The organism is Azoarcus olearius, from assembly GCF_001682385.1.
Taxonomy (GTDB): Bacteria; Pseudomonadota; Gammaproteobacteria; order Burkholderiales; family Rhodocyclaceae; genus Azoarcus; species Azoarcus olearius.
In genome coordinates, this window is sequence record NZ_CP016210.1 from 2,039,451 (window position 1) to 2,061,124 (window position 21,674).

General features: G+C 67.8%; 20 protein-coding genes. 11 read left to right on the forward strand and 9 right to left on the reverse strand.

The genetic code is table 11. The annotated features are described in order from the left end of the window. Positions 1 to 62: 62 nt before the first annotated feature. A complete protein-coding gene (locus tag dqs_RS09455) occupies positions 63 to 644 on the reverse strand; it encodes a hypothetical protein (RefSeq protein ID WP_157108169.1) in 582 nt (193 codons plus the stop codon). A gap of 375 nt (positions 645 to 1,019) precedes the next feature. Between dqs_RS09455 and dqs_RS09460 the strand changes: the two genes are divergently transcribed. The 5 genes from dqs_RS09460 (at position 1,020) to dqs_RS20735 (ending at position 5,735) form a co-directional block, all read left to right on the forward strand. Continuing rightward, positions 1,020 to 2,069, forward strand: coding sequence for a helix-turn-helix transcriptional regulator (locus tag dqs_RS09460; protein WP_065340304.1), 1,050 nt, complete (start codon positions 1,020 to 1,022; stop codon positions 2,067 to 2,069). 248 nt (positions 2,070 to 2,317) lie between these two features. Beyond that, positions 2,318 to 2,752, forward strand: a complete 435-nt coding sequence (locus dqs_RS09465) for a hypothetical protein (protein ID WP_065340305.1) — start codon at positions 2,318 to 2,320, stop codon at positions 2,750 to 2,752. Between the two features lie 31 nt (positions 2,753 to 2,783). Then, a complete protein-coding gene (locus tag dqs_RS09470; RefSeq protein WP_011765512.1) occupies positions 2,784 to 3,644 on the forward strand; it encodes an N-acetylmuramoyl-L-alanine amidase in 861 nt (286 codons plus the stop codon). A 117-nt stretch (positions 3,645 to 3,761) separates the two neighbouring features. Beyond that, positions 3,762 to 4,388 (forward strand): peptidoglycan-binding domain-containing protein, encoded by a 627-nt coding sequence (locus dqs_RS09475; protein ID WP_065340306.1) that lies wholly within the window; start codon positions 3,762 to 3,764, stop codon positions 4,386 to 4,388. Between the two features lie 114 nt (positions 4,389 to 4,502). Continuing rightward, positions 4,503 to 5,735, forward strand: a complete 1,233-nt coding sequence (locus tag dqs_RS20735; protein WP_157108170.1) for a hypothetical protein — start codon at positions 4,503 to 4,505, stop codon at positions 5,733 to 5,735. Between the two features lie 163 nt (positions 5,736 to 5,898). Here dqs_RS20735 and dqs_RS09480 read toward each other — a convergent pair whose 3' ends face one another. Genes dqs_RS09480 through dqs_RS09495 form a run of 4 tightly spaced genes read right to left on the reverse strand, consistent with a single transcriptional unit; the run spans position 5,899 to position 9,959 of the window. Next, entirely contained in the window at positions 5,899 to 6,285 is a 387-nt protein-coding gene (locus tag dqs_RS09480; protein WP_011765514.1) for a ChaB family protein, read from the reverse strand. Positions 6,286 to 6,298: 13 nt separating this feature from the next. Next, complete coding sequence (locus dqs_RS09485; protein ID WP_065340307.1) at positions 6,299 to 7,141, reverse strand: endonuclease/exonuclease/phosphatase family protein; 843 nt, start codon at positions 7,139 to 7,141, stop codon at positions 6,299 to 6,301. After that, a complete protein-coding gene (locus tag dqs_RS09490) occupies positions 7,113 to 9,353 on the reverse strand; it encodes a VTT domain-containing protein (protein WP_065341692.1) in 2,241 nt (746 codons plus the stop codon). The genes dqs_RS09485 and dqs_RS09490 overlap by 29 nt, the downstream gene beginning before the upstream one ends. Positions 9,354 to 9,404: 51 nt before the next feature. Next, the gene (locus dqs_RS09495; RefSeq protein WP_065340308.1) at positions 9,405 to 9,959 is read right to left on the reverse strand and encodes a ferritin-like domain-containing protein; all 555 of its coding nucleotides are present in this window, start codon (positions 9,957 to 9,959) and stop codon (positions 9,405 to 9,407) included. A gap of 278 nt (positions 9,960 to 10,237) precedes the next feature. Here dqs_RS09495 and dqs_RS09500 point away from each other — a divergent pair, with 278 nt between their 5' ends. Both dqs_RS09500 and dqs_RS09505 read left to right on the forward strand, forming a co-directional pair. Beyond that, entirely contained in the window at positions 10,238 to 11,410 is a 1,173-nt protein-coding gene (locus dqs_RS09500) for a glycosyltransferase family 4 protein (protein WP_084018391.1), read from the forward strand. Continuing rightward, on the forward strand, positions 11,391 to 11,939 hold the full coding sequence (locus tag dqs_RS09505) for a phosphatase PAP2 family protein (RefSeq protein ID WP_011765519.1): 549 nt from the start codon (positions 11,391 to 11,393) through the stop codon (positions 11,937 to 11,939). The genes dqs_RS09500 and dqs_RS09505 overlap by 20 nt, the downstream gene beginning before the upstream one ends. On the opposite strand, the gene dqs_RS09510 is transcribed toward dqs_RS09505, so the two are convergent. The 4 genes from dqs_RS09510 to dqs_RS09525 form a co-directional block, all read right to left on the reverse strand. Beyond that, positions 11,855 to 12,766 (reverse strand): DUF2334 domain-containing protein, encoded by a 912-nt coding sequence (locus dqs_RS09510; RefSeq protein ID WP_065340309.1) that lies wholly within the window; start codon positions 12,764 to 12,766, stop codon positions 11,855 to 11,857. The genes dqs_RS09505 and dqs_RS09510 overlap by 85 nt on opposite strands. After that, positions 12,763 to 13,896, reverse strand: coding sequence for a glycosyltransferase (locus dqs_RS09515; RefSeq protein ID WP_065340310.1), 1,134 nt, complete (start codon positions 13,894 to 13,896; stop codon positions 12,763 to 12,765). Before dqs_RS09515 ends, dqs_RS09510 begins: the two co-directional genes overlap by 4 nt. A gap of 101 nt (positions 13,897 to 13,997) precedes the next feature. Continuing rightward, the gene (locus tag dqs_RS09520; RefSeq protein WP_065340311.1) at positions 13,998 to 14,552 is read right to left on the reverse strand and encodes a type III secretion system effector protein; all 555 of its coding nucleotides are present in this window, start codon (positions 14,550 to 14,552) and stop codon (positions 13,998 to 14,000) included. 37 nt (positions 14,553 to 14,589) lie between these two features. Further along, the gene (locus tag dqs_RS09525) at positions 14,590 to 16,056 is read right to left on the reverse strand and encodes an RNA polymerase factor sigma-54 (RefSeq protein ID WP_065340312.1); all 1,467 of its coding nucleotides are present in this window, start codon (positions 16,054 to 16,056) and stop codon (positions 14,590 to 14,592) included. A gap of 344 nt (positions 16,057 to 16,400) precedes the next feature. Here dqs_RS09525 and dqs_RS09530 point away from each other — a divergent pair, with 344 nt between their 5' ends. Genes dqs_RS09530 through glgX form a run of 4 tightly spaced genes read left to right on the forward strand, consistent with a single transcriptional unit; the run spans position 16,401 to position 21,672 of the window. Further along, a complete protein-coding gene (locus dqs_RS09530) occupies positions 16,401 to 17,072 on the forward strand; it encodes a DUF4142 domain-containing protein (protein ID WP_011765524.1) in 672 nt (223 codons plus the stop codon). Beyond that, a complete protein-coding gene (locus tag dqs_RS09535) occupies positions 17,073 to 18,203 on the forward strand; it encodes a mechanosensitive ion channel family protein (protein WP_011765525.1) in 1,131 nt (376 codons plus the stop codon). Further along, entirely contained in the window at positions 18,200 to 19,495 is a 1,296-nt protein-coding gene (locus dqs_RS09540) for a zinc-binding metallopeptidase family protein (protein ID WP_065340313.1), read from the forward strand. Before dqs_RS09535 ends, dqs_RS09540 begins: the two co-directional genes overlap by 4 nt. Then, entirely contained in the window at positions 19,492 to 21,672 is a 2,181-nt protein-coding gene (glgX, locus tag dqs_RS09545) for a glycogen debranching protein GlgX (RefSeq protein ID WP_065340314.1), read from the forward strand. Before dqs_RS09540 ends, glgX begins: the two co-directional genes overlap by 4 nt. Positions 21,673 to 21,674: the final 2 nt, after the last annotated feature.

Genomic DNA, 21,674 nt, shown 5'->3' on the forward strand with positions numbered 1-21,674 from the left:
CACAGCGGTGCTGCAGCGCGGACGATGCCGCAAGGCGTGGATCGCGATTTCCGGATCAAGCTTCAAACCCTGCCTGGCGCCCAGTGCGCTTCGCAGTCATCACACCGTCGAACAAGCACCGCGGCCGCGTTTTGCGCGTTATCGACGCGGCCGCGAAATGCCGCGTAGTGGTCCGGTTCCAGCGGCATGCCATTGCGCGTCTGTTCGTGAATCATCAGCAGCAGGCCGTTTGACCCCGCCAGATGCGAAGCAAGGATGGCGAACGGCGTCATCAGTTCGGCGGGAATGCCCGCGTGCACAAATCCCTGCACCAGCTTCTGGAAATTCTCGAATTCCAGAAACCGATAGTTATCGAATATCTTCCGTTCTTCCCCCGGCGGAATTTCATCCCATACCGAGGAGAGCACTTCGCAATAGCCCTCGATCTGGGTGGCGATGGCGCGCACCGCCTCCAGCCTCGTCAGGTCATCCAGTCGACGTGCTGCTTCTTCATGGCGCCGGGTGCTGTTGAACTGGTAGCGGGCCACGAGAAAGGCGCCAATGATGGCCGCAATGGTGCCCCAGGCCTGAACCCAGGAAGCGCATTCGCTCGGTGTAAGCCCGAGTGGCACGAACATGCACGATTGGCTCCAATCCACGGCCATGTCGACCTCCTGTGCGATTTCCTGCGGTACTCAATTCGGGCAGTGGGCGTTGGCGCCGCGATTGACTACTCGTCATAGCCCATATCCGCCCCCGCAGCGCGGGGGTGCGTTCGATGCTATTGCGCGTCGGCCTGCTTTACACCGTCATCCTGATCTTTCCGCAATTGTCCGACAAGCCTTTGACATGGAAAGGAAAGCGTTGCTGGCATAGCCGATGCTCTCCCGGCCCTTCATCACCGCCGGGAGATTGCCATTGCCATTCCGCTCGAAGCGCTGAACAGCGCAATTGCGTTCATCTATTCCATTGTTGGCGACACTGCCCGAATTGAGGAGGCAGTGGGGCGGATACGCGCGCTCGTCAATGGATCGAAAGCGGTGCTGCTGACGCCCACCGAGGACTTGCCGCTGAATGGCTTTTGCGTGGGCGACAATTTCGACGCCATGTTTTTTCTGCATGGCTGCAGCGATCATCCGGACGATCCCGACCCTTGGCTGGATGCGGCATTTCGCAAAGGCTTCATCACCACCGGCGCCACGCTGACCGACGAAATGCTGTTGCCGCGCGAAGCCTTGCACCGGCGCACCTTTTTTCGCGACGTCATGGTTCCGCTATGCCTCGAACGGATCTGTACGACCGTGATAAATGCGGATGCAGGGCAAGGGCTGCCGCTGACCATGCTCAGCGTCTTTCGCGGGCTGGGCGCCGAATCCTTCAACGAAGAAGAGCGCCGCGCGCTCGCGATCCTGTCCCCGCATCTGCGACAGGCACTGCGGCTGGCACACACATTCGAAACCCACGAATCACGCTGTACCGGCCTGGGAAGCGCAATCGACGCGCTGCGCGTCGGCGTGGTGCTGCTCGACCGCGCGGGCCGGGTGGTCATGATCAACGAACGCGCCCGCCAATGCTGCGGCCCGGGCGCCGGGCTGAAACTGGCGCGCGACGGGGAAACGTCCTACGTCATGCGGGCATCGCTACGCCGTGAAGACGCCGCTCTGCAGCACGCCATTGCGACGGCAATCGAGGTCGAATCGGGGCGTGCGCCAAGCGGGGGAGGGCATGCGCTGACGCTGCACGGCGAATCCGACGCGACGGCGGTACGGGTGTCGGTGTGCCCCGCACTGAAAAGCCCGGGGTGGTTCGCTAGCGTGCCCCGCGCTGCGGTTGTCCTGATTCTGGATAGACCCTTCGAAGCCGCCGTGCCATCGATGGAAATCCTGCAAAGCACATTTGGATTCACGGCGGCGGAATCACGGGTGGCCCAGGCGCTGTGTGCTGGGTTGAGGCCGAAGAAGATTGCGGAGCAGGCGGGGGTATCGGAGGCGACGGTGCGTACGCATATCCGCCACCTGCTTCGGAAAACAGGGAGTGCCGAAATCGGCGTCCTGAAGGCGAAACTGGCGGTGTTGAGTCAGCGCCGTTGAGGCTTCAACCGCGCGCGTTCGTCAGTGCTGCCGGAGCACTTCGTCAGTATTGATGAGTCGGCTGCAGAAACAGCAACGCCTGTTGAAACGGCGCCGATTCTCGCTGCGTTCGTTAAGCCTTTTGATTAATAAAGGAAAGCGAAAACTGGTCTGCAAAATGCTATCGGGGTCGCATGTATTCCAGCTGCGTGGCCTTACCGATTCTGTGAAGTCGCGCAGCCCCTTCAAGCAGGAAAAGGAGTGTGGCCATGACAGTTACGCAGTGGTTGGAGGTGCTCTCGATCGGCTTCGTCGCAGGCGCAGTCGGGCAGCTGGTGCGGGCAATTTCAGGGTTGGCGAAACTGAAGCGCGAACAGTTGGAAGGCGCCGCCGGGGATAACGAATTCCAGCTATCGACGATGGTGCTCAGCGTGATCATCGGCGGAACGGCCGGAGCATTGGCCGCGATCGCGCTCTCCGACACCCTCGTGTCCGGTGGCGTGCCGAGCCAGACCATCCTCGGCCTGTTGGGCGCCGGTTATGTCGGCGCCGATTTCATCTCGGGATTTGCCGGCAAGCACTTTGCGGTGACGCAGACGACACCGGAAGCGCCGCAGAACCGCGCTGACGGTAAGCCCGAACCGGCCCCGGGAGACCGCCAGCAGGCAGCCCCAGCCGCTCCCGCGCCGGATGCGGTTGGTTGATCCACGTAAATCGGTAACCCGCGAGGACAACATGGGCGATCTGAGTGTTGCAAATCACCGCTTGGCCGGAAAAGTGAAAGGCAAGAGCATTGGCTTCAGCGCTTCACCCAACCACAACGGAATCATCAATCCCAAATTCGTCGTCTTTCACTATACCGCCTGCTCCCATGCCGACGCGTCCGCGGCATTCATGAACGCATCGGGCAATCGGCGGGTGTCAGCCCATCTGCTGGTGGACAGCGATGGCAGCATCACGCAATTCGTCGATTTCAATCTGCGGGCCTGGCACGCGGGCGTCAGTGAGTGGGAGGACTACCGCGATCTCAATTCGCACTCCATCGGAGTGGAAATCGTCAATTACGGCTATCTGCTGAAGAATTCTGCCGGAGGTTTCACCCTGTCCAACGGGAGGAGCAGCCCGTTCACCCCGGCGGAAGTTGTCGAAGCTCGGCACCGCAAAGAGGCGGTCCGCCACCAGTACTGGCACGCCTTCACGCCCGAACAACTGGAAACCTGCGAAGCGCTGGTCGAGGTGTTGTTCGATGCGTATGCGCTGAGCGATGTCCTCGGCCACGACGACATCGCCCCCACCCGAAAGGTCGACCCCGGCCCGGCATTTCCGATGGATCGAATCAAGAGTCGTGCCGTCGGACGGGATTCCGATATCGAGATGGTGGAGGCGGTGTACGTCGCCGTGCCGCGACTGAATATTCGCGAGGGCGCTGGAACAGGCTACCGCCCGGTTCGCGAACCGCTGACCAAGCACACCCGGCTGGTTGTGATCCAGCGCAGCGGTGGCTGGATCAACGTGGAGGTGGACGGGCCCGGACAGGTAAAGGGGTGGGTGTGGGGTGAATACACCCGCAGCTCGCCGCTGCAGGGAGATGGCTGACGGTCCGCGCCAGCCTTGGGTTTTTCAATCCGGGAACGCGGATCCAGAAGAGAACCGCGGCCCGCATCAGTTGTGCGACGGGAATTCCCCCGTCGCCATTCACGAGGGGGAGGAATCATGAGTTACGTTCTGAAGCTGGGCTCTACGGGCGATCTCGTTCGGCTGTTGCAGCAGCGCTTGGTGGAAGCGGAAGCCCTGCCGCCGGAAGACGTTCAAGGACATTCGAATATCGATGGCCAGTTTGGCCGCATCACACAAGATGCAGTGATCGGCTATCAGACGGCGCACGGGCTCACGCCGGATGGTCTGGTCGGGCACCGAACAGCGGCCGCGCTCGCGTTACCTGTGCCAGCGGTGCAGATTCCCGCCGGTCACGTGTTGACAGACGATCAGCGCAAGCGCCTTGCCGAGATCATCGACGGGTTTATTCCCGCCGGACCATTCGAATTTTTCGACGGCCCAGCCATTTCGTGGCTGATCTCCAAACTCGACGACTTCCTGGCCAACCACCTGCCGCCTGGAGTACGAGCGCTCATCCAGGACCTGTCCAAGGGTCTTGAAGGTCACGACTTGACTGCTTTGAAGAAGCGCCTCACCGATTCAATCAATGCCAAGGTGAACGTACCGCTGTTGTCCGAAGAGGTTGAAGGAAAGATCACGGGCTTCTTTGTGAGTGTGGTGGTTGAAGCGCTGCTGTCTGGGAGGACGTTTGAGGATGCGATGGAGCGGTTGGCGCGGCGGTAGTTACACCAGAGGATTTACACCGTCTGTAGGGGGGACGCCGGTTGATGGAGCTCCCCATTGGATGCCTCCGTGAGTCGCGTTGCGAATTTGATCGGTTCAAAAAGGATACCTTCGATGAAGTTCGATTTTGTCTATCTCCACGCTATTGGCAGCGTCGGTCTTCTGGTCGGGTTTCTGGTCGCTACAACTTTGGTGCAGCAGCGTTCAAGTGAGCGTATAAAAGATATATTGGATAAGGTGTCCGAGCCAGTAAAGGAAACCTCATCCTACAAGAGTGCAGATCGTTATTTTAAGCGGCGCGAGGTTGTTAATCTATTTACGAATAAGGCTCATTGGATTCCTGTTTGGTTTCTTATATTGGTGGTGTTTTCCTGTTCTATGGTTTCGTATTTTGGCGCTGGTCTGATCTACGCTGATTCACAATTGGTTCGGAGCTACGTCCTTGGAGGAGCGTACGCCTCCGTTGACGGCGGAGATGTCGCTACGAACGCACTTCGAAACTATCAGTCCGGAACGGTATTTATAGGAACCATGGCGTTTCTGGGCGCCTATTGTTGGGTAATTGCTCAGCTTATGAATCGGATGAACAACGACGACATGAGTCCGGTTTCCTGCTACTTTCTGTCCGTGAGAATTATTACCGCTTGTATTGTTGCGGGTATTGCAAGACACATTGTGGAGGGCGCTTCCGGCCTCTTCACTACTGCAGAGGGCGATGTGCAGGGAGCATTGAATGCCGCGCCTGTGCGTCTTGCGATTCTCGGGTTCTTAATTGGGTGGAATCCGACCCTTTGGATAAATGAATTGTTGGTAAAGCTGGCGGACTTGGTAAGGAGCAAGATACCGTCTCAGTCTTGGCCCCGAAAGGAGAACTTGCCTTCGAATCTGAGTCTCTTAATGATTCAAGGGATGGTTGTAGATAAAATTGATCGTCTCATGGAGTTGAATATCGATAATTGTCAAAAGCTGGCGCACGATAATCCAATGGTGATTTGGGTGAAAACATCGTTTTCTTTGAATTTGATTATTGATTGGATTGCGCAAGCTAAACTCTGCTTGCTGTTTGAAGATGATAAACTCGCGGCGCTACGGAGAAACGGGGTTCGAGATATTTTTCAGTATGTTCAATCGATAAGCGACAGTGCGGGGCTAGCCGCCATCGAGAACATACTCCAAGTTCCCGCCGCGTTGATTGAAGGGCATAGACGCTCAATTCCTATGGGACAGTCCTATCAAGAGCTGGCGGAGCTGCGGCGTGCTCTTGCGGTGGATGACTGTTCTGTTTGTGGTCTTGATCTGACGGTTTACCAAAGAGGCTTGGTACTACCGGCCGATATACAATCGTGACTTTCGTTCCGTCGCACGTTTGAGCATGGGGACTCATATGAAACGGCAGGGAAATTCAGATGCGGGGCTTAATGGCATCATGCCAATGTGACTCACTTGGAATGGTGGTTAAGTTTCTGGTTGTTCGACGAGTCGACGTTCCGGGCTGATATCTAAGTCAGTCTTACCCCCGCCCCCCAATCGCCCGCGCCAACTCCTCCTTACTCATCCGCCCCCGCCCCTTTATCCCCATTTCCCGCGCGCGCTCATACAACTCCTTCTTCGTATGCCCGTAGTAATCCACGCCGCCAAAGGTTTCCCCCTTGCCGCGGCGTTTGTCTTCGGGGCTTTGTTCGGCGCGCGGGTCGGAGGGGCCGGGGGTTTTCTTGGCTTCCCAGTGGTCGCCCACTTTTTCGAAGCTGTGTTTCAGCGCGGCGATGGCGGTGCGGCTGGCGCGTTCGCCGGGGCCGTATTCGCGTTCGGCGCTTTCCAGGGTTTTGGCGTACGTGCGCTGGGCTTTGGCGGGGGAGCGGCGCAGGGTGGCGGGGAGTTGGGGGGATTGGCGGGGCATGGTGGTCTCCTGGTCAGGGGCGGCCGCTGGAGACGGCGCGTAGCGCGGCCGAGCGGGGCGGGCGTTTGACGTGGGGTACCTGGCTGCGCGCGGCGGGCATGCCGGGGGCGATGATGGCCTTGACCGGCAGGTGGTCGGACGCGATGCGGGCGGTGGGGCTGCGGTGGGTTTCGAAGGCGAGCAGGGTGTGGCGGGGGCGCACCCAGACGCGGTCGAGCGCGAACAGCGGCAGGCCGGACGGGAAGGAGCGTTCGGCGGGGGCGCGGCCGAGCAGGCCGTGCAGCCAGCGCAGCGGCCGGCCGAGCGGCAGCCATTCGTTGATGTCGCCCAGCACCACCACGTTGCGCTCGGGCGGGATGTCGTGCAGCAGCTTCAGCATCTGCCTTACCTGAAAGCGGCGCTCGGCCGGGCGCAGGCCCAGGTGGGTGACGATGACGCGGACCACTTCGTCTTCCACTTCCAGATCGACGTCGATTGCGCCGCGCGGCTCGCGCCGGTGATAGCTCAGGTCGTGGCGGCGCACTGCGAGCACCGGGCGCCGCGTCAGCAGTGCGTTGCCGAAGCTGCCTTCGTGATTGACGATGGTGTGGCCCGCGATCGCCTCCATGCCGGTGGCGCTGGCGAGGAAGTCGAGCTGCATCGATTCGTGGCTGCCGTTGGCGAGGTTGTCGACCTCCTGCAGGCCGACGATGTCGCAGCCCAGTTCGTCGATCACGCGGGCGACGCGGGCGACATCCATGCGGCCATCGCGCCCCACGCAGCGGTGGACGTTGTACGACGAGATGCGCAGGCAGTCCTCGCCCAGGGCGTGGTCGAGGTTGCGCCAGCTAGCGAGGCCGTTGGTTGCCGTTGCCATGATGGTGACGGTGGTCCGCGACCAGCCAGCGCCGCACCGCGAGCGTCAGCAGTGCCACCCCGGCGATTGCCGCGGCCACCAATCCGTAGTTGACGCGTCCCGGGTCGCGCAGGGCTTCCTGCAACTGGTTGCCGAACACCGTGGTGGCCAGCGTGCCGGGGAGCATGCCGATGGCGGTGCCGGCCATGAACGGGGCGAGGCGGATGCCGATCGCCGCGGCGACCACGCCTTCCACCGCGAACGGTGCAATCGGCACCAGCCGTAGCGCGGTGACGGCGATGAGGCCGCGCCGGCGCAGCGTTTCGGCGATGTGGCGCAACTTGCGCCCGGCAAGGTTGCTCACCGTTTCTTCCGGCAGGCCCAGCCCGGCTACATAGGTGAAGAAGGCGGCGATCAGGATGCCGCCCAGCGCGAAGCCGAAACCCATGTAGGGGCCGAAGGCCACGACCGCGGCCAGCGTGATCAGCGGACGCGGAAACATCAGCACGCAGGCCGGCGTATAGGCCAGCAGGATCACCAGCGGCGCCCACGGGCGATGGGCGAACTCGCGCGCCAGTGCGCTGATGCGTTCAGGGTCGCCCCATTGCGATAGCGGGGTGTATTTCCACACCGCGGCCAGCGCGATCAGCACCAGCACCACGCCGACGATCCGCATCGCCGCGCGCCGCAGCGGCGGATTGGCGGGGCCGGGGGCGGTGATGTCCTGCGGGCCGCCCGGGGCCGCCGGCGCGCTGTCGTCGCGGAAGACTGCCTCGGGGCTGAATTCTTCGGCGATGCGCTCCAGCGACACCGGCTGCGCGGGATCGCCCACGCTGGCGAAGTCGAGCAGCGGCGCCGGCAAGGTCTCGGGTTCTTCCAGCCGGCGCAGCGTGCGGCACTGGCCGCCCAGTTCCTCGATGGCGCCGGCCAGCGTGCCGTGCCGGCGCACCGCGGCGTCCACCTCTTCCGGGCTGCGGTCCAGGTGTTCGGCCAGCAGCTCGCTGCGGAAATCCGCGATTGCCCTGGCCACCCGAGCGTCGCCGCGCGCTTCCAGCGCGGCATCGCATTCGCTGTCCAGCCCCATCGACCGGTTGCACCAGTTGGCCGAGCCGACGCGCAGGATCTCGTCGTCCACGATCATCAGCTTGGAGTGCAGGTCGATGCAGATCTTCTCGCCCAGGCCATCCACGTGGGGGTAGTAGATGTGGAAGCGGCCGTGGCGGTCGGCCGCGCGCAGGCGCTGCACCAGCTTGGTCCGCAGCGCGTTCATCGTGTGCTCTTCCAGCCAGCCGTGGCTGAAGAGGCGCACCACCACCACAACCTCGGGGCCGTCGTCGGCCTGCAGGCGCTCGGCCAGCGCCTCGCCGAGGCCGCCCGCAGTGAAGTACTGGTTTTCGATGTAGATGCGCCGGCGCGCGGCGCGGATCATGTCGTAATACAGCGCCTCCACCTCGGCCACCGCGGGCGCGTCGTCGCGCGGCGGCAGGGTGCGGGCGATGGCGATGTCGACGTCGCGAAAGCGCACCGGCAGCCCTTCTGGCCACAGGTCGGGCGGCTTGCGCGGGGCCGCCGGCAGCGGGTGGCCGGTAGCGGCCAGCCAGCGCGCGCGGGCAACGCGGCCAAGCGCGAGCGCGGCGTCGCCATCGACCACCATCATCATGTCGTGAAAGGGCGGGTAGGGCTTGCCGTCGCAGTCGCGCCGGATCTCGTCGGGCGAGTGCTTGCAGGTATCCCAGCGCCGCACCGTCAGGTCGAAGCCGCCGATGAAGGCGAGCGCGTCGTCGATCACCACGATCTTCTGGTGGTGCGAGGCGGTAACCGGGTGGGTGTCGTCGTAGGTCAGGTGCACCCGCCGGTGCGGATGCCAGCCAAAGCCGTACAGCGGCGGAAACTCGCGGTCGGTGCCGAACACCATCGGGTAGTCCCAGTCGAGGATGTAGACCCGGAGGCTGCGGCGCCGGCGCACCAGCCAGTTCAGGAAGTCGCCCAGCCGCTCGGGCGCCTCGCCTTCACCGTCGAAGCGCAGCCGGGTGTTGCTGTTGAAATCCCAGGCCAGGATGGCGATCGAGCGCTCGGCGCGCTCGGCCGCCCGGGCAAAGGTGCGGAAATAGGCCTCGCCATCGACGACGAGGCCCGCGCGGTGCGCGCGTGCGATCGTGCAGCAGTTGCGCCCGGCCTCGAACAGGCTGCCCGGACGCGCCGCCGTCGCGGGGGCGGCGGGGGAGTCCGCCACACCGCGATGGTCCCGCAACACGATCGCCGCCGGCCGCACCGCGGGCTCCGCTCAGCCCGCGGCCAGCGGCTCGCCGAGTTGCTGGATCAGGCTCAGCAACTCGTCGGCATGCTCTTCTTCCACCGCCAGCACCTCTTCGAACAGGCGCCGCGTGGTGGGATCGGTGGACCCGATGTACTGGATCGTCTCGCGATAGCTCTCGATCGCGATGCGCTCGGCCACCAGGTCCTCGCGGATCATGTCCTGCAGGGTCTGGCCTTCCACGTATTCGGCGTGGCTGCGCGCGGTGAGCGTGTCGGGCGAGAAGTCCGGCTCGCCGCCCAACTGGGTGATGCGCTCGGCGAAGCGGCCGGCGTGGTCCTCTTCCTCGTGCGCGTGCTCGAGGAATTCCGCCGCCACCGCGGAAGACGCCAGCCCGCGCGCCGTGTAGTAGTGGCGCTTGTAGCGCAGGCTGCAGACGATTTCGGTGGCGAGCGCTTCGTTGAGCAGGCGCAGGATGGTCTCGCGGTCGGCGTTGTAATTCTCGGTCAGCGCACCCCCTTCGATGTGGCGACGGGCGCGTTCGCGCAGGGTGCGGACATCGGACAGCGTGGTATTGGGCTGCATGGAAGACTCCTGGTCAGCGGGAACGCCCCCCACGGTTGCAATCGGCGTGCCGCGCATGGTGGCCGGGCCGGCGGGGCGGTGGCGTCGGCGCTGCCAGCCCCGCGGCTGCAAATTCGACAGCCGCATGTAGTTTTTGCGCGCGGGCCATGCCCATGTCACAGCGGCGTGGCGATGCGGGCGCCGCCCACGCGGCGGGAACGCGGCTTGCGGTGCGAGGCCACCGCACACGCCGCCGCTCCGCGCCCCATGGCGCGGGTGCCGCCGGCAGGAGGCCCCGCATGAACAACACGCTGTCGATCGCCCTCGTCACCGAGACCTATCCGCCGGAACTCAACGGCGTATCGCTTACGGTGGAGCGCACGCTGCGCCACCTGCGTGCCGCCGGACATCGCGTCAGCCTGGTGCGGCCGCGCCAGCAGGCGGACGGCGACGCGGCCGAAGGCACCGGCGAAACCCTGGTGCACGGGCTGCCGCTGCCGCGCTACCCGGGCCTGCAGTTCGGCCTGCCGGCGCCACGGCGCCTGCTGCGGCTGTGGCAGGCAGAGCGGCCCGACGTGGTGCACATCGTCACCGAAGGTCCGCTCGGCTGGTCGGCGCTGGCGGTGGCGCGCCACCTTGGCATCGCGGTCACCAGCGATTACCGCACCCACTTCCAGAAATACAGCGGCTACTACCGGCTGGGCGTGCTGTCGTGGCCGATCGCCGCGGCGCTGCGCACCTTCCACAACCGCTGCGACGCCACCTTCGTGCCCACCCGCGCGCTGGCCGCGGAGATGGAGGCACAGGGCTACCGCCGCCTGGTGTGCGTGGGGCGGGGCGTGGATGCGGACCTGTTCTCGCCCTTCCGCCGCAGTCCGATGCTGCGCGCGCGCTGGGGCGCGAGCGAGTGGCAGCCGGTGCTGATGCACGTCGGCCGGCTGGCGCCGGAAAAGAACCCGCTGCTGGTCCGCGCGGCGTTTCGCGCGGTACGGGCCGAGCGCCCGGATGCGCTGCTGGTGTGGGTGGGCGACGGGCCGATGCGGGCGCGGCTGGAGCGCGATGCGGAGGGCGAGATCTTCGTCGGCACCCGCCGCGGCGAAGACCTCGCGCGCCATTACGCCTCGGCCGACATCTTCCTGTTCCCCAGCCTGTCGGAAACCTTCGGCAACGTGGTGCTGGAAGCGATGGCGAGCGCACTGCCCATCGTGGCCTTCGACAACGGCGCCGCCGGCGAACACCTGATCGACTGCATCAGCGCGCGGGTGGTGCCGGTGGCGGCGGGGGAGGCCGGCTTCATCGACGCGGCGCGCTCGCTCGCGCTGCACAGCGCGCAGCAGCGTTTTCTGGGCGCGGTGGCGCGTGACACCACGCGGCGGCTCACCTGGCCGCAGGTCCTGGAGCGCTTTGAAGCGGAGCTGGCGACGTGCGCGGCGCGCCACAGCCCGGTCGGCCATGTCGCACCTGCCGCTTGAACGCCTCGCGCGCCTGATCGCGTTCGACGGCCTGTGCGTCGTCAAGCTCAACCGCGTGCTGGTCTATCGCCCGTGCAAGTGGTTGGCGCGCGCCATCAGCCGGATGGGTGACGGCGAGCTGTGGGGCGTGCTGATCCTGGTGCTGGCGCTGCTGCCCGGCCCGGCCGGCCTGCGCTGCGCCCTGCACCTGGGCGCGGTGGCGTTGGCGGGGCTGCTGCTGTACCTGTTCGCCAAGCGCCGCACCGGGCGGCCGCGCCCGTGCAACCGCCTGCAGGAGCTGCGTGACTGCCCGCGCCCGCTGGACGAATACAGCTTTCCGTCCGGCCACACGCTGCACGCGGTGGCCTTCGCGGTGGTCACCTCGGCGTATTTCCCGCTGCTGGGCGCGGCGCTGGCCGTGTTTGCGGTGCTGACCGGCGTGGTGCGCGTGGTGCTGGGGTTGCATTACCCCAGCGACGTGCTCGCCGGGGTCGCCATCGGCGGCGGCGTGGCCCTATTGTCGCTCGCGGTGGTGGCGCCGGCGGTGTAGGGCGGCGCCACCAGCGTGATCGGATCTCCGCGCGCAGGCGGTGGCGCGCTCAAGCCACCGAGCGGTTCGCCGCCCAGCCGCATCGCAAGGCGCGCCTTGGTCATCGGTTCGTGGTCGCGCAGCAGGGCGTCGACCAGGTACTGGATCTGGTTCAGCACGCGCGGGTGCAGCGCATCGTCCGGATGCAGCGCCAGCCGCATCGGGCCGCGCGCCGCCAGCCGCGCGGGGCGGCCGTTCCAGCGCAGCGACAGCGCCTCCCGCCACGGGCTGCGCGTGCTCCATGCAAAACAGGGGCTGGCATGGCGCCGCCGTGGGTGGAGCAGGTAGAAGGCGTCCGCGGTGGTGGTGTAGCGCAGCGGCGAATCGTCCAGCGTCTCCCAGCTGCCGGGGCTCAGCAGCCAGGCCGGCGCAACGAAGCCGTACAGCGGCCAGCCGTGGTTGCGGAACCAGGTCTGCCCCACGCCCAGGCGAAAACGCGCGGCGCGGGCGGTCAGCGCGGAGAACTCGCCTTCGCTCGCGGTCATCACCCGGCGCCGCCACCACTCGCGCGGCCCGTGGCAGCGGCCGGATTCGTCCAGATGCACCCAGCCGTGCAGCGCCAGCTCGTCGCCGCGCGCACGCCGGGCTTCCAGCGCTTCCAGATACCAACCCGGCGTGCCGTCGCCGCGGCGGTGGTAGTCCGGCACCACCAGCAGGGTCAGCGGCAGCGGCGCGACTTCCTCCACCACCGCCAGCAGGCGCTCGCAGCGCGCCCAGGTGGCCGGCGCCACATCATGGATGGCGACGCACAGCGCCGCGGGGCGCTCCAGGCTGGGGCGGGGCTTCATTGCGGCAGGGCCGGCGTGCCCGCCAGCGCCGCGTAACGGCCGACGATGTCCGGCAGGATGCGTTCCCAGTCGTAGCTTTCGGCGCGTTTGCGGGCGGCGCTGCGCAGGGGCTGCAGCCCGTAGTCGAAGAGTTCGCGCACCGCGTCGGCCATGGCGGCGGCGAGCGGCTCCGGGTTGTCGGCCGGCGGCACCTCCACCGGCACCGCGCGGCCCACCTGCGCATCCACGGTCTCCGCCAGCCCGCCGGCGCGTGCGGCCACCACCGGCAGGCCACAGGCCATGGCCTCGAGTGGCGCGATGCCGAAGGTCTCCTGGTCGCCGGCATGCACGAACAGGTCGCAGGCGGCGATCAGGCTGGCGAGGCGCGCCGGTTCGGCGATGTAGGGCACCACGCGGGTGTCCTCGCGCGCCTCGGGCGGGGTGCCGTTGCCGACCAGCACCAGCAGGTAGCCCGGCCCCAGCCGGTCCATCATCGCCTGCAGCACCGGCAGGTTCTTCTCGTGCGCGAAGCGGCCGACGAAGAGCAGCAGGCGGTCCTCGTCACCGGCGTCCAGGCGGCCGCGCCACAGCTTGCGGTTGCGCGCCGGCCGCGGCCGGAACAAACGGGTATCCACCCCCAGCGGCTGGCGCACCACGTGCTCCAGCCCCAGCTCGCGCAGGCGTTGGGTCATGCAGGCGCTGGGCGCCATCACCAGGTCGAAGCGGCTGTAGAGGCGGCGCAGGTAGGACTCGGCGAGCCGTTCCACCTGCGCGCCGCCCACGCGCCCGAACAGGCGCGGCACGTCGGAGTGATAGAAGCCGACCACCGGCACGCCCAGCCGCTGTCCGGCATCGAGCGCCGCCCAGGCGAACTGGTAGGGGTCGCCGGCCTCGATCACATGCGGGCGTAGTTCGGCCAGCGCGCGCACCGCGGACTCGCGCATCAGCGGCAGCCGGTAGCCCTGCGAGAAGGGCAGCGGCACGCTCGGCACCTCGATCGCGCATTCCGCCGCGCCCGCGGCCAGCCGCGGCAGCACCAGCGAATGACGGTAGCCGGGGCGGGCCTGCAGCCAGCGCCGCTTTTCCTGCAGGTAGCGGCGGATGCCGCCACTGCGGGTGCTGTAGAACATGGTGGCGTCGCAGACGTGCATGGTTGTTGTCCTCTTGGCGTGCGGCGCCTGGCTCGCGCGGGGAGCGAGCGCAGGAAGCGGGAAAGGGCGGGGCGGGAATGGCCGGGGCGTGCTCCTGGTGTTCAGGGTTGGCGTTTGAGCAGGGTCACCACCGGCTCGCGCGGGTCGAAATCGGTCCAGGTGCCGTCGGCCCAAGTGCCGTTGGCGCGGTCGATCTGGCGGGCCATCGAGTGGCCGAGGATTGCGATCGCGGTGGCTTCCTGGCCGGGTTGGTCGACATGGATCGCGAGCATCGGCCCGCCGGGCGGTTCGGCCGGCAGCTCCTTGGTGGCGGCGGCGGGCTCGGGGTCGGTGGTCTGGCTCAGCGCCCCGGCCAGCGCGCCCAGGTAGGCGCCCACGCCGCTGCCCGCCAGCGCGCCGATCGGTCCGCCGATCGCGCCCACCACCATGCCCACGCCGCCGCCGATCGCCGCGCCGGCCGCGGCGCCCTTGCCGGCGCCGTCGGACCCCTGGTCCGCCGCGGCATCACCGCCCAGCATGTAAAGCCCGTGCTGGCCGGGCGGGTTGAGGTAGAAGCTGGCGTAGTCGCCAGGGCCGAAACCCTGGCCTTCCAGCAGCCTGATCGCTTCGTTCAGATGTTCGACGTGGTCGAAATGACCGGCGATGATCGTTGCCATGGCAGCCTCCGGCAAATAGGCGACGCGGCGGGGGCGCTCAGGCCCCCGCTTCGGCCGCGTTGGGTGCGCGACCCGCAACGCGACGCAGCTCCACGCTCGGTACGCGCATCAGGGTGCGGTACTTGGTGACGGTGCGGCGCGCCAGACGCAGCCCTTGCTCGGCGAGCATGCGCGCGAGCTGGGCGTCCGACAGCGGGGCCTGGGGGTCCTCGGCGGCGATCAGCTCTTTGAGGAGGGCGCGGATCGCGGTCGCCGAGCAGCTGCCGCCATCGTCGGTGGCAAGCTGGCGCGAAAAGAAATACTTGAACTCGAACAGCCCGCGCGGGGTGGCCATGTACTTGCCGTTGGTGACGCGGCACACGGTCGATTCGTGCAGGCCCAGCTCGGTGGCGATGTCCTTCAGCGCCATCGGCTTCATCGCCGCCTCGCCGTAGCTGAAGAACACCCGCTGGCGCGCGACGATGGCGTCGGCCACGCGCTGGATGGTGTTGAAACGCTGCTCCACGTTGCGCAGCAGCCAGCGCGCTTCCTGCAGCAGGCGCGAGAACGAGGCGCCGCAGCCGCTGCGGCTGGCGGCGATTTCGGCATAGGCGCGGTTGATCCGCACCTGCGGCTGCACCGCCGGGTTCAGCGTCGCCACCCAGCGTCCGCGCTGGTTGGTGACGATGATGTCGGGCACCACGTAGCGGGTGTTGTCCGGGGCGAAGCTGCGCCCCGGGCGCGGGTCCAGCGTGCGGATCAGCGCGCGGGCGCCGTGCAGCGCGTTCTCGTCGCAACTCAGCAGCTGCTGCAGACGGGTGAATTCGCGCCGCGCCAGCAGTTCGAAGTGCTGACCGACGAGTTCCAGCGCCAGCGGCAGGTTGGGGGTGGAGGCGGGCAGCGCCTGCAATTGCAGCAGCAGGCATTCCTGCAGCGAGCGCGCGGCGATGCCGGGCGGGTCGAGCTGCTGCACCAGCTTCAGCGCGGCGCTCAGCTCGTGCACGTCCACCTCTTCCTCGGGCGAGATCAGGTCCGCCAGTTCTTCCAGCGGTGTTTCCAGGTAGCCGGCGTCGGTCAGTTCGTCGATCACCATGTGGGCCAGCGTGCGGTCGCGGTCGCTCATCGGCGACAGCAGCAGCTGGTTGCGCAGGTTGTCGCGCAGGCTGATCGGCGCCTCGGTCCATTCGGTCCAGTCGTGCTCCTCGTCGCCGCCCCCGCCGCCGCCGCTGCGGCCGATTTCGTGCAGCGCGGGCGACACCGGCGCGTCGCTGCCTTCACTGTCGCCGCCATCGACGGTTTCCGCGCGCGGCTCGCTGGAAGACGCCGCCGGGGCCAGCGGCATCGCGGCCGCGGGGCCGGGGGGCGGGGCGTCTGGATCTTCCTCCAGGAAGGGGTTGCTGGTGACCGCTTGTTCGACTTCCTGGGTGAACTCCTGCGACGACAGTTGCAGCAGGCGCAAGGCTTGCTGGATCTGCGGCGTGATGGCCAGGTGCTGACGCAGGCGAAGCTCCATTCCGAGGCTCATGGTGTCTCCTTCGTGTTCTGGTCGAGTGACATTCGTCTGCTCCGCTGGGGAAAAGGCGGGTCGACCACCTGCGCGCAAGGTCCATGCCATCGCGTTGAAGCGCGCCAATGCTGGGATTGGGGCTATCCCCTTTAAATATTTGCGGGAATGTTTTACACCCGGCCAGTAAGAATTGCCCCCTGTTTCCGGTTTTCCACGCGGTTGTCACTGCACTGCAACACATGCCATCGCCGGGCGCAGCGCGGGCCGCTTCCTGTGTTGCCGCGCCGGGCACGCCAAATGCATGCGGGCTGCGGGCGACGCACCGTCTGCGGGCGCCGCACCGGAATACAGGAGGACGCCCGATGGATGCCATTCGACTACGCCGTGCCACCGCGCTGCTCGCGCTGGCCAGCCTGATCGCCGCCTGCGACCGCAAACCCAACACCGCGCCGCCGCAGCCGCCCACCAGCACCCAGGTGGCGCCCAGCGTGCCGCCGGAAACACCGCCGCTGCCGCCCGCCGGCGGCACTGCGGGCAGCACCCAGGCGCCGGTTTCCAGCATCTCCAACGTCGAGCCGGGCCCGGTGTCGGAGGCCGACCGCAACTTCATTGCCGCCGCCACCGGCCACGGCCTGGCGCAGATGGAGGCGGGCCGGCTGGTGGCCGAGGGCGGCGGCAACGCCGACGTGAAGGCCTTCGCCGAGCAGCTGCGCCACGACCACGAGGCGATCAACGTGCAGCTCGCGCGCCTTGCCAGCGCCAAGAAGCTGACGGCGGCCGAGGCGATGCCCGAGCACGCCCGCGCCGATCTGGCCGAAATGCGCAAGCTGAGCGGCACCCAGCTCGACCAGCTGTTCCTTGCCCGCTTCAGCGGCGCCGCCCACGCCCAGGTGATCGAGGCCTTCGAGCGGCAGGCGCGCGAAGGCGCCGATCCGGAGATCCGCGCGTTCGCGCAGGACACGCTGGCGATCCTGCGCCGCCACGTGGAGACCGCGCGCGGGCTGCAGCAGAAACTGGCGACGGGGGCGCGCTGAATGGAGGCCGCCACCGACCTGCTCCAGCGTCATCCCTGGCTGGCGCTGCTGGTGCAATGCGGCGCCGCGGCGGCCATCGGCCTGGTGCTGCACGCGGTGCTGGATGCGATCGCCCGGCGCGCGGCCAAGCACTACGTGCTCGCCGAACGGGTGGTCTGGTACACCCGGCGGCCGATGCAGGCGCTGGTGCCGCTGCTGCTGATCCACGTTGCGCTCGCCGACGCCGCGATTCCCGCCGCGGCGCTGACGATGCTGCGCCAGCTGATGTCGATCGCGGTGATCCTGCTGGTGACGCTGTTCGTGGTGCGGCTGATCGCCGCCTTCGCCGACGTCGTGGTCCGCCGCCATCCCACCGACGGGCCGGACAACTGGCGCGCGCGCAGCGTCCAGACCCAGGTCCGGGTGCTCGCGCGTACCGCGATGTTCGTGGTCGGCCTGCTCGGTGTCGGCTCCGTGCTGATGACCTTTCCCAACGTCCGCCAGATCGGCGCCAGCCTGCTCGCCTCGGCGGGCCTCGCCGGCATCATCGCCGGCCTTGCCGCGCGCCCGGTGCTGGGCAACCTCATCGCCGGGCTGCAGATCGCGCTGACCCAGCCGATCCGCGTCGATGATGTGCTGATCGTCGAGAACGAATGGGGGCGGGTGGAGGAGATCACCTCCACCTACGTGGTGGTGCGCATCTGGGATGACCGCCGCCTGATCGTGCCGCTGGAGTACTTCATCCAGAAACCCTTCCAGAACTGGACGCGGCAGACCTCCGACCTGATCGGCTCGGTGTTCTTCTGGGTGGATTACCGCATGCCGGTGCAGCCCCTGCGCGACGCGCTGCGCAAGGTGCTGGAGGCGGCGCCCGAGTGGGACGGCCGCGTGTGCGTGCTGCAGGTCACCGACTTCACCGAGCGCGCGATGCAGCTGCGCGCGCTGGTCAGCACGCGCGACGCCGGCACCGGCTGGGACCTGCGCTGCAAGGTGCGCGAGCAGCTGATCGCCTACATGCAGGAACACCACCCGGCGTGGCTGCCGCAACTGCGGGCCAGCATGGAACGCCACCCGGGCGACGAGGCCCAGCGCGAAACGCGCCCGCTGCCGCCCCAACACATTCCGGAGGGCGCGACCGCGCCGGCGCCATGAAAACCTTCTACTGCACCAACTGCGGCTTCGTCTGCTTCTTCGAGAACTTCGCCTGCGGCAACTGCGGCGCGCTGCTGGGTTTTTCGCCCGACACCATGGACATGGCGGCGTTCGAACCCGATGGCGACGGCGGCTGGCGCCGGCTCGGGGCGGCGGACGAGGGCAGCGAGGATGTGGCCGCCGGCAGCGCCTTCGCCGAAAGCGCCGGGGCGGAAAAAGTGGCCCGCGGTGCCGATGCGACCGCCAGCATTGCGCGCGGCGCGCCGGCCGCCAACGATGCCGGCTACGCCAACGCACCGCCGTCCAGCCCGGCGCTGGCCGCGGTGCCCGGCGACGCCGCCGCGCAAGCGGGCGAGGCCGACGGCGACCGCGCGCCGGCGCGGGTGTCCTCCTGGCGCCAGTGCCGCAACTATTCCAGCGAGCAGATCTGCAACTGGATGGTGGCGCCGGGCGACGACGAGGCGTTGTGCCGCTGCTGCCGCCGCACCGAGCACACCGCGGCGCTGGAGGATCCGGCCAACAAGGATGCGTGGTTCAAGCTCGAAGGTGCCAAGCGGCGGCTGTTCTATTCGCTGTACCGGCTGGGCCTGCCGGTGGAGGGTGACGGCACCCATCCGCCGCCGGAGTTCCGCTTCCTCGGCGGCGAAGGCGAAACCGCCACCACCGGGCATGCCGGCGGCACCATCACGCTCGATATCGGCGAGGCCGACGACGCCCGCCGCGAGCAGCGGCGGGTGGACCTGCGCGAGCCGTATCGCACGCTGCTCGGCCACTTCCGCCACGAGATCGGCCACTACTACTGGGACCGCCTGATCGCCCACGGCGGCCGCCTCGAAGCCTTCCGCAAACACTTCGGCGACGAGCGCCGCGACTACGCCGAGGCGCTGGCGGCCTACTACGCCTCGCCGCCGGCCGACTGGGCCGAGCGCCACATCAGCGCCTATGCAGCGATGCATCCGTGGGAGGACTGGGCCGAGACCTGGGCCCACTACCTGCACATTTCGGATGCGCTCGATACCGCCGCCCACTGGGGCTTCGCCCTGCATTCCGACCAGGCGGACGGCGGCCCGGCCGACGTGCCAGGGGTCGAGGTGGAGGATCAGCCCTTCCGCAAGGTGCTGCTGGAGCAGTGGCTGCCGCTGGCGCAGTTCCTCAACAGCATGGGCCGCAGCCTGGGGCAGGGCGACGCCTATCCCTTCGTGATGGCCACCACGGTGCTCGACAAGCTCGGCTTCGTGCACCGCGTCGTCACCGAGGCCGCGGCCGCCCGGCGCCGCGGGACGGACGCATGACGGCCGCGCTGCAGATGACGCTCGAAGCCGGCCAGGCCTATCCGCTGGGGGCAACCTGGACCGGCGACGGGGTCAACTTCGCCGTGTTCTCGGCCCACGCCAGCCGCATGGAGCTGTGCCTGTTCGACGAGGCCGGGCGCAACGAGATCGCGCGCATGGACCTGCCCGAACTCACCGACGAGGTCTGGCACGGCTTTCTGCCGGGCGCGGGGCCGGGGCTGGTGTACGGCTACCGCGCGCACGGGCCCTACGTGCCCGAGGAAGGCCACCGCTTCAACCCGCACAAGCTGCTGCTCGACCCCTACGCCACCGAGCTGGTCGGCCGCCTGCGCTGGGGGCCGCCGATCTTCGGCTACGAGCTGCGCAACAAGCGCCCGGGGCACGGCTTCGACAAGCGCGACAGCGCCGCCTGCACGCTCAAGGCGCGCGTCGCCGCGCCCTGGCCGAGCGCCAGCCGCCCGGCGCGGCGCGGTCAGCGCGTGCCGTGGGAATGCATGGTGATCTATGAGGCGCATGTACGCGGTCTCACCCGCCAGCATCCGGCGGTGGGCGCGGAGCACCGCGGCACCATCGCCGGGCTGGGCAGCGCGGCGGTCATCGACCACCTCAAGGCGCTGGGCGTGACCTCGGTGGAACTGCTGCCGGTGCACGCCTACGTGGATGACGCGTATCTGACCGACAAGGGCCTGCGCAACTACTGGGGCTACAACTCGATCGGCTTCTTCGCGCTGGAGCCGCGCTACCTCGCCGGCGAGGGCGCGGCGGAATTCCGCGACACCGTCGCGCGGCTGCACGACGCCGGCCTCGAGGTGATCCTGGACGTGGTCTACAACCACACCGCCGAGGGCAACGAGCTGGGCCCCACGCTCAGCTTCAAGGGCCTGGACAACGCCTCCTACTACCGCCTCAACCCGGACGACCGGCGCTACTACATCAACGACACCGGCACCGGCAACACGGTGAATCTCAGCCATCCGCGCGTGCTGCAGCTGGTGATGGACAGCCTGCGCTACTGGGTGACGCAGATGGAGGTGGACGGCTTCCGTTTCGACCTCGCCACCATCCTCGGGCGCGAGGCGGCAGGCTTCGACCCCGGCTGCGGCTTCTTCGACGCCGTGCGGCAGGACCCGGTGCTCAACCGCGTCAAGCTGATCGCCGAGCCCTGGGACTGCGGCCCCGGCGGCTACCAGCCGGGCAATTTCCCGCCCGGCTGGGCGGAATGGAACGACGGCTTCCGCGACACCGTGCGCGCCTTCTGGCGCGGTGACGAAGGCCAGGCGCCGGGCCTCGCGACCCGGCTCGCCGGCTCGGCCGACCGCTTCAACCACCACGGCCGGCGGCCGTGGGCCAGCATCAACTTCATCACCGCGCACGACGGGTTCACGCTGCACGACCTCGTCTCGTACAACGACAAGCACAACGAGGCCAACGGCGAGGACAACCGCGACGGCCACGACGACAACCGGTCGTGGAACTGCGGCGCGGAAGGCCCCACCGACGACCCCGAGGTGCTGGCGCTGCGCGAGCGCCAGAAGCGCAACCTGCTCGCCACGCTGCTGCTCGCGCAGGGCACGCCGATGCTGCTGGCCGGCGACGAGATCGGCCGCAGCCAGCAGGGCAACAACAACGCCTATTGCCAGGACAACGAGATCAGCTGGGTGCACTGGGCCGGCGTGGATGCCGACGGCGAGCGCCTGCGCGCCTTCGTGCGCAGCCTGCTGCTGATCCGCCGCGCGCTGCCGGTGCTGCGCCCGGCGCGCTTCGCCACCGGCGGCGACCCCGGCCACGTGCTGCGCGACGTGATCTGGCTGGCGCCCAACGGCATCGAGCTGACGCCCGAGGGCTGGGCGGACGCGCAGATGCGCTGCTTCGCGATGCTGGCCGACGGCCGCGCCCACCTCGGCACCGGGCCGGAACCCGCCGCCGACGCGGTCGTGCTGGTGGTGCTGAACGCCGCGCACGAGGCGGTCGAGTGCACCTTGCCGCAGGCGGCCGGCGTCACCCGCTGGGTGCGGCTGGTGGATACCGCGCAGGCAGAGGTGGCGGATTTCGCCGAGTCCGCGCCCGGCGAGGGCTACAGCGCCGCCGGGCGCTCGCTGCAGCTTTTCGTCGCCGCACCCACGCCGCAGGCGGCCGAATGCGTTGCGCGCCTGACCGCGCGGCTGGGCGAGGGCTAGGC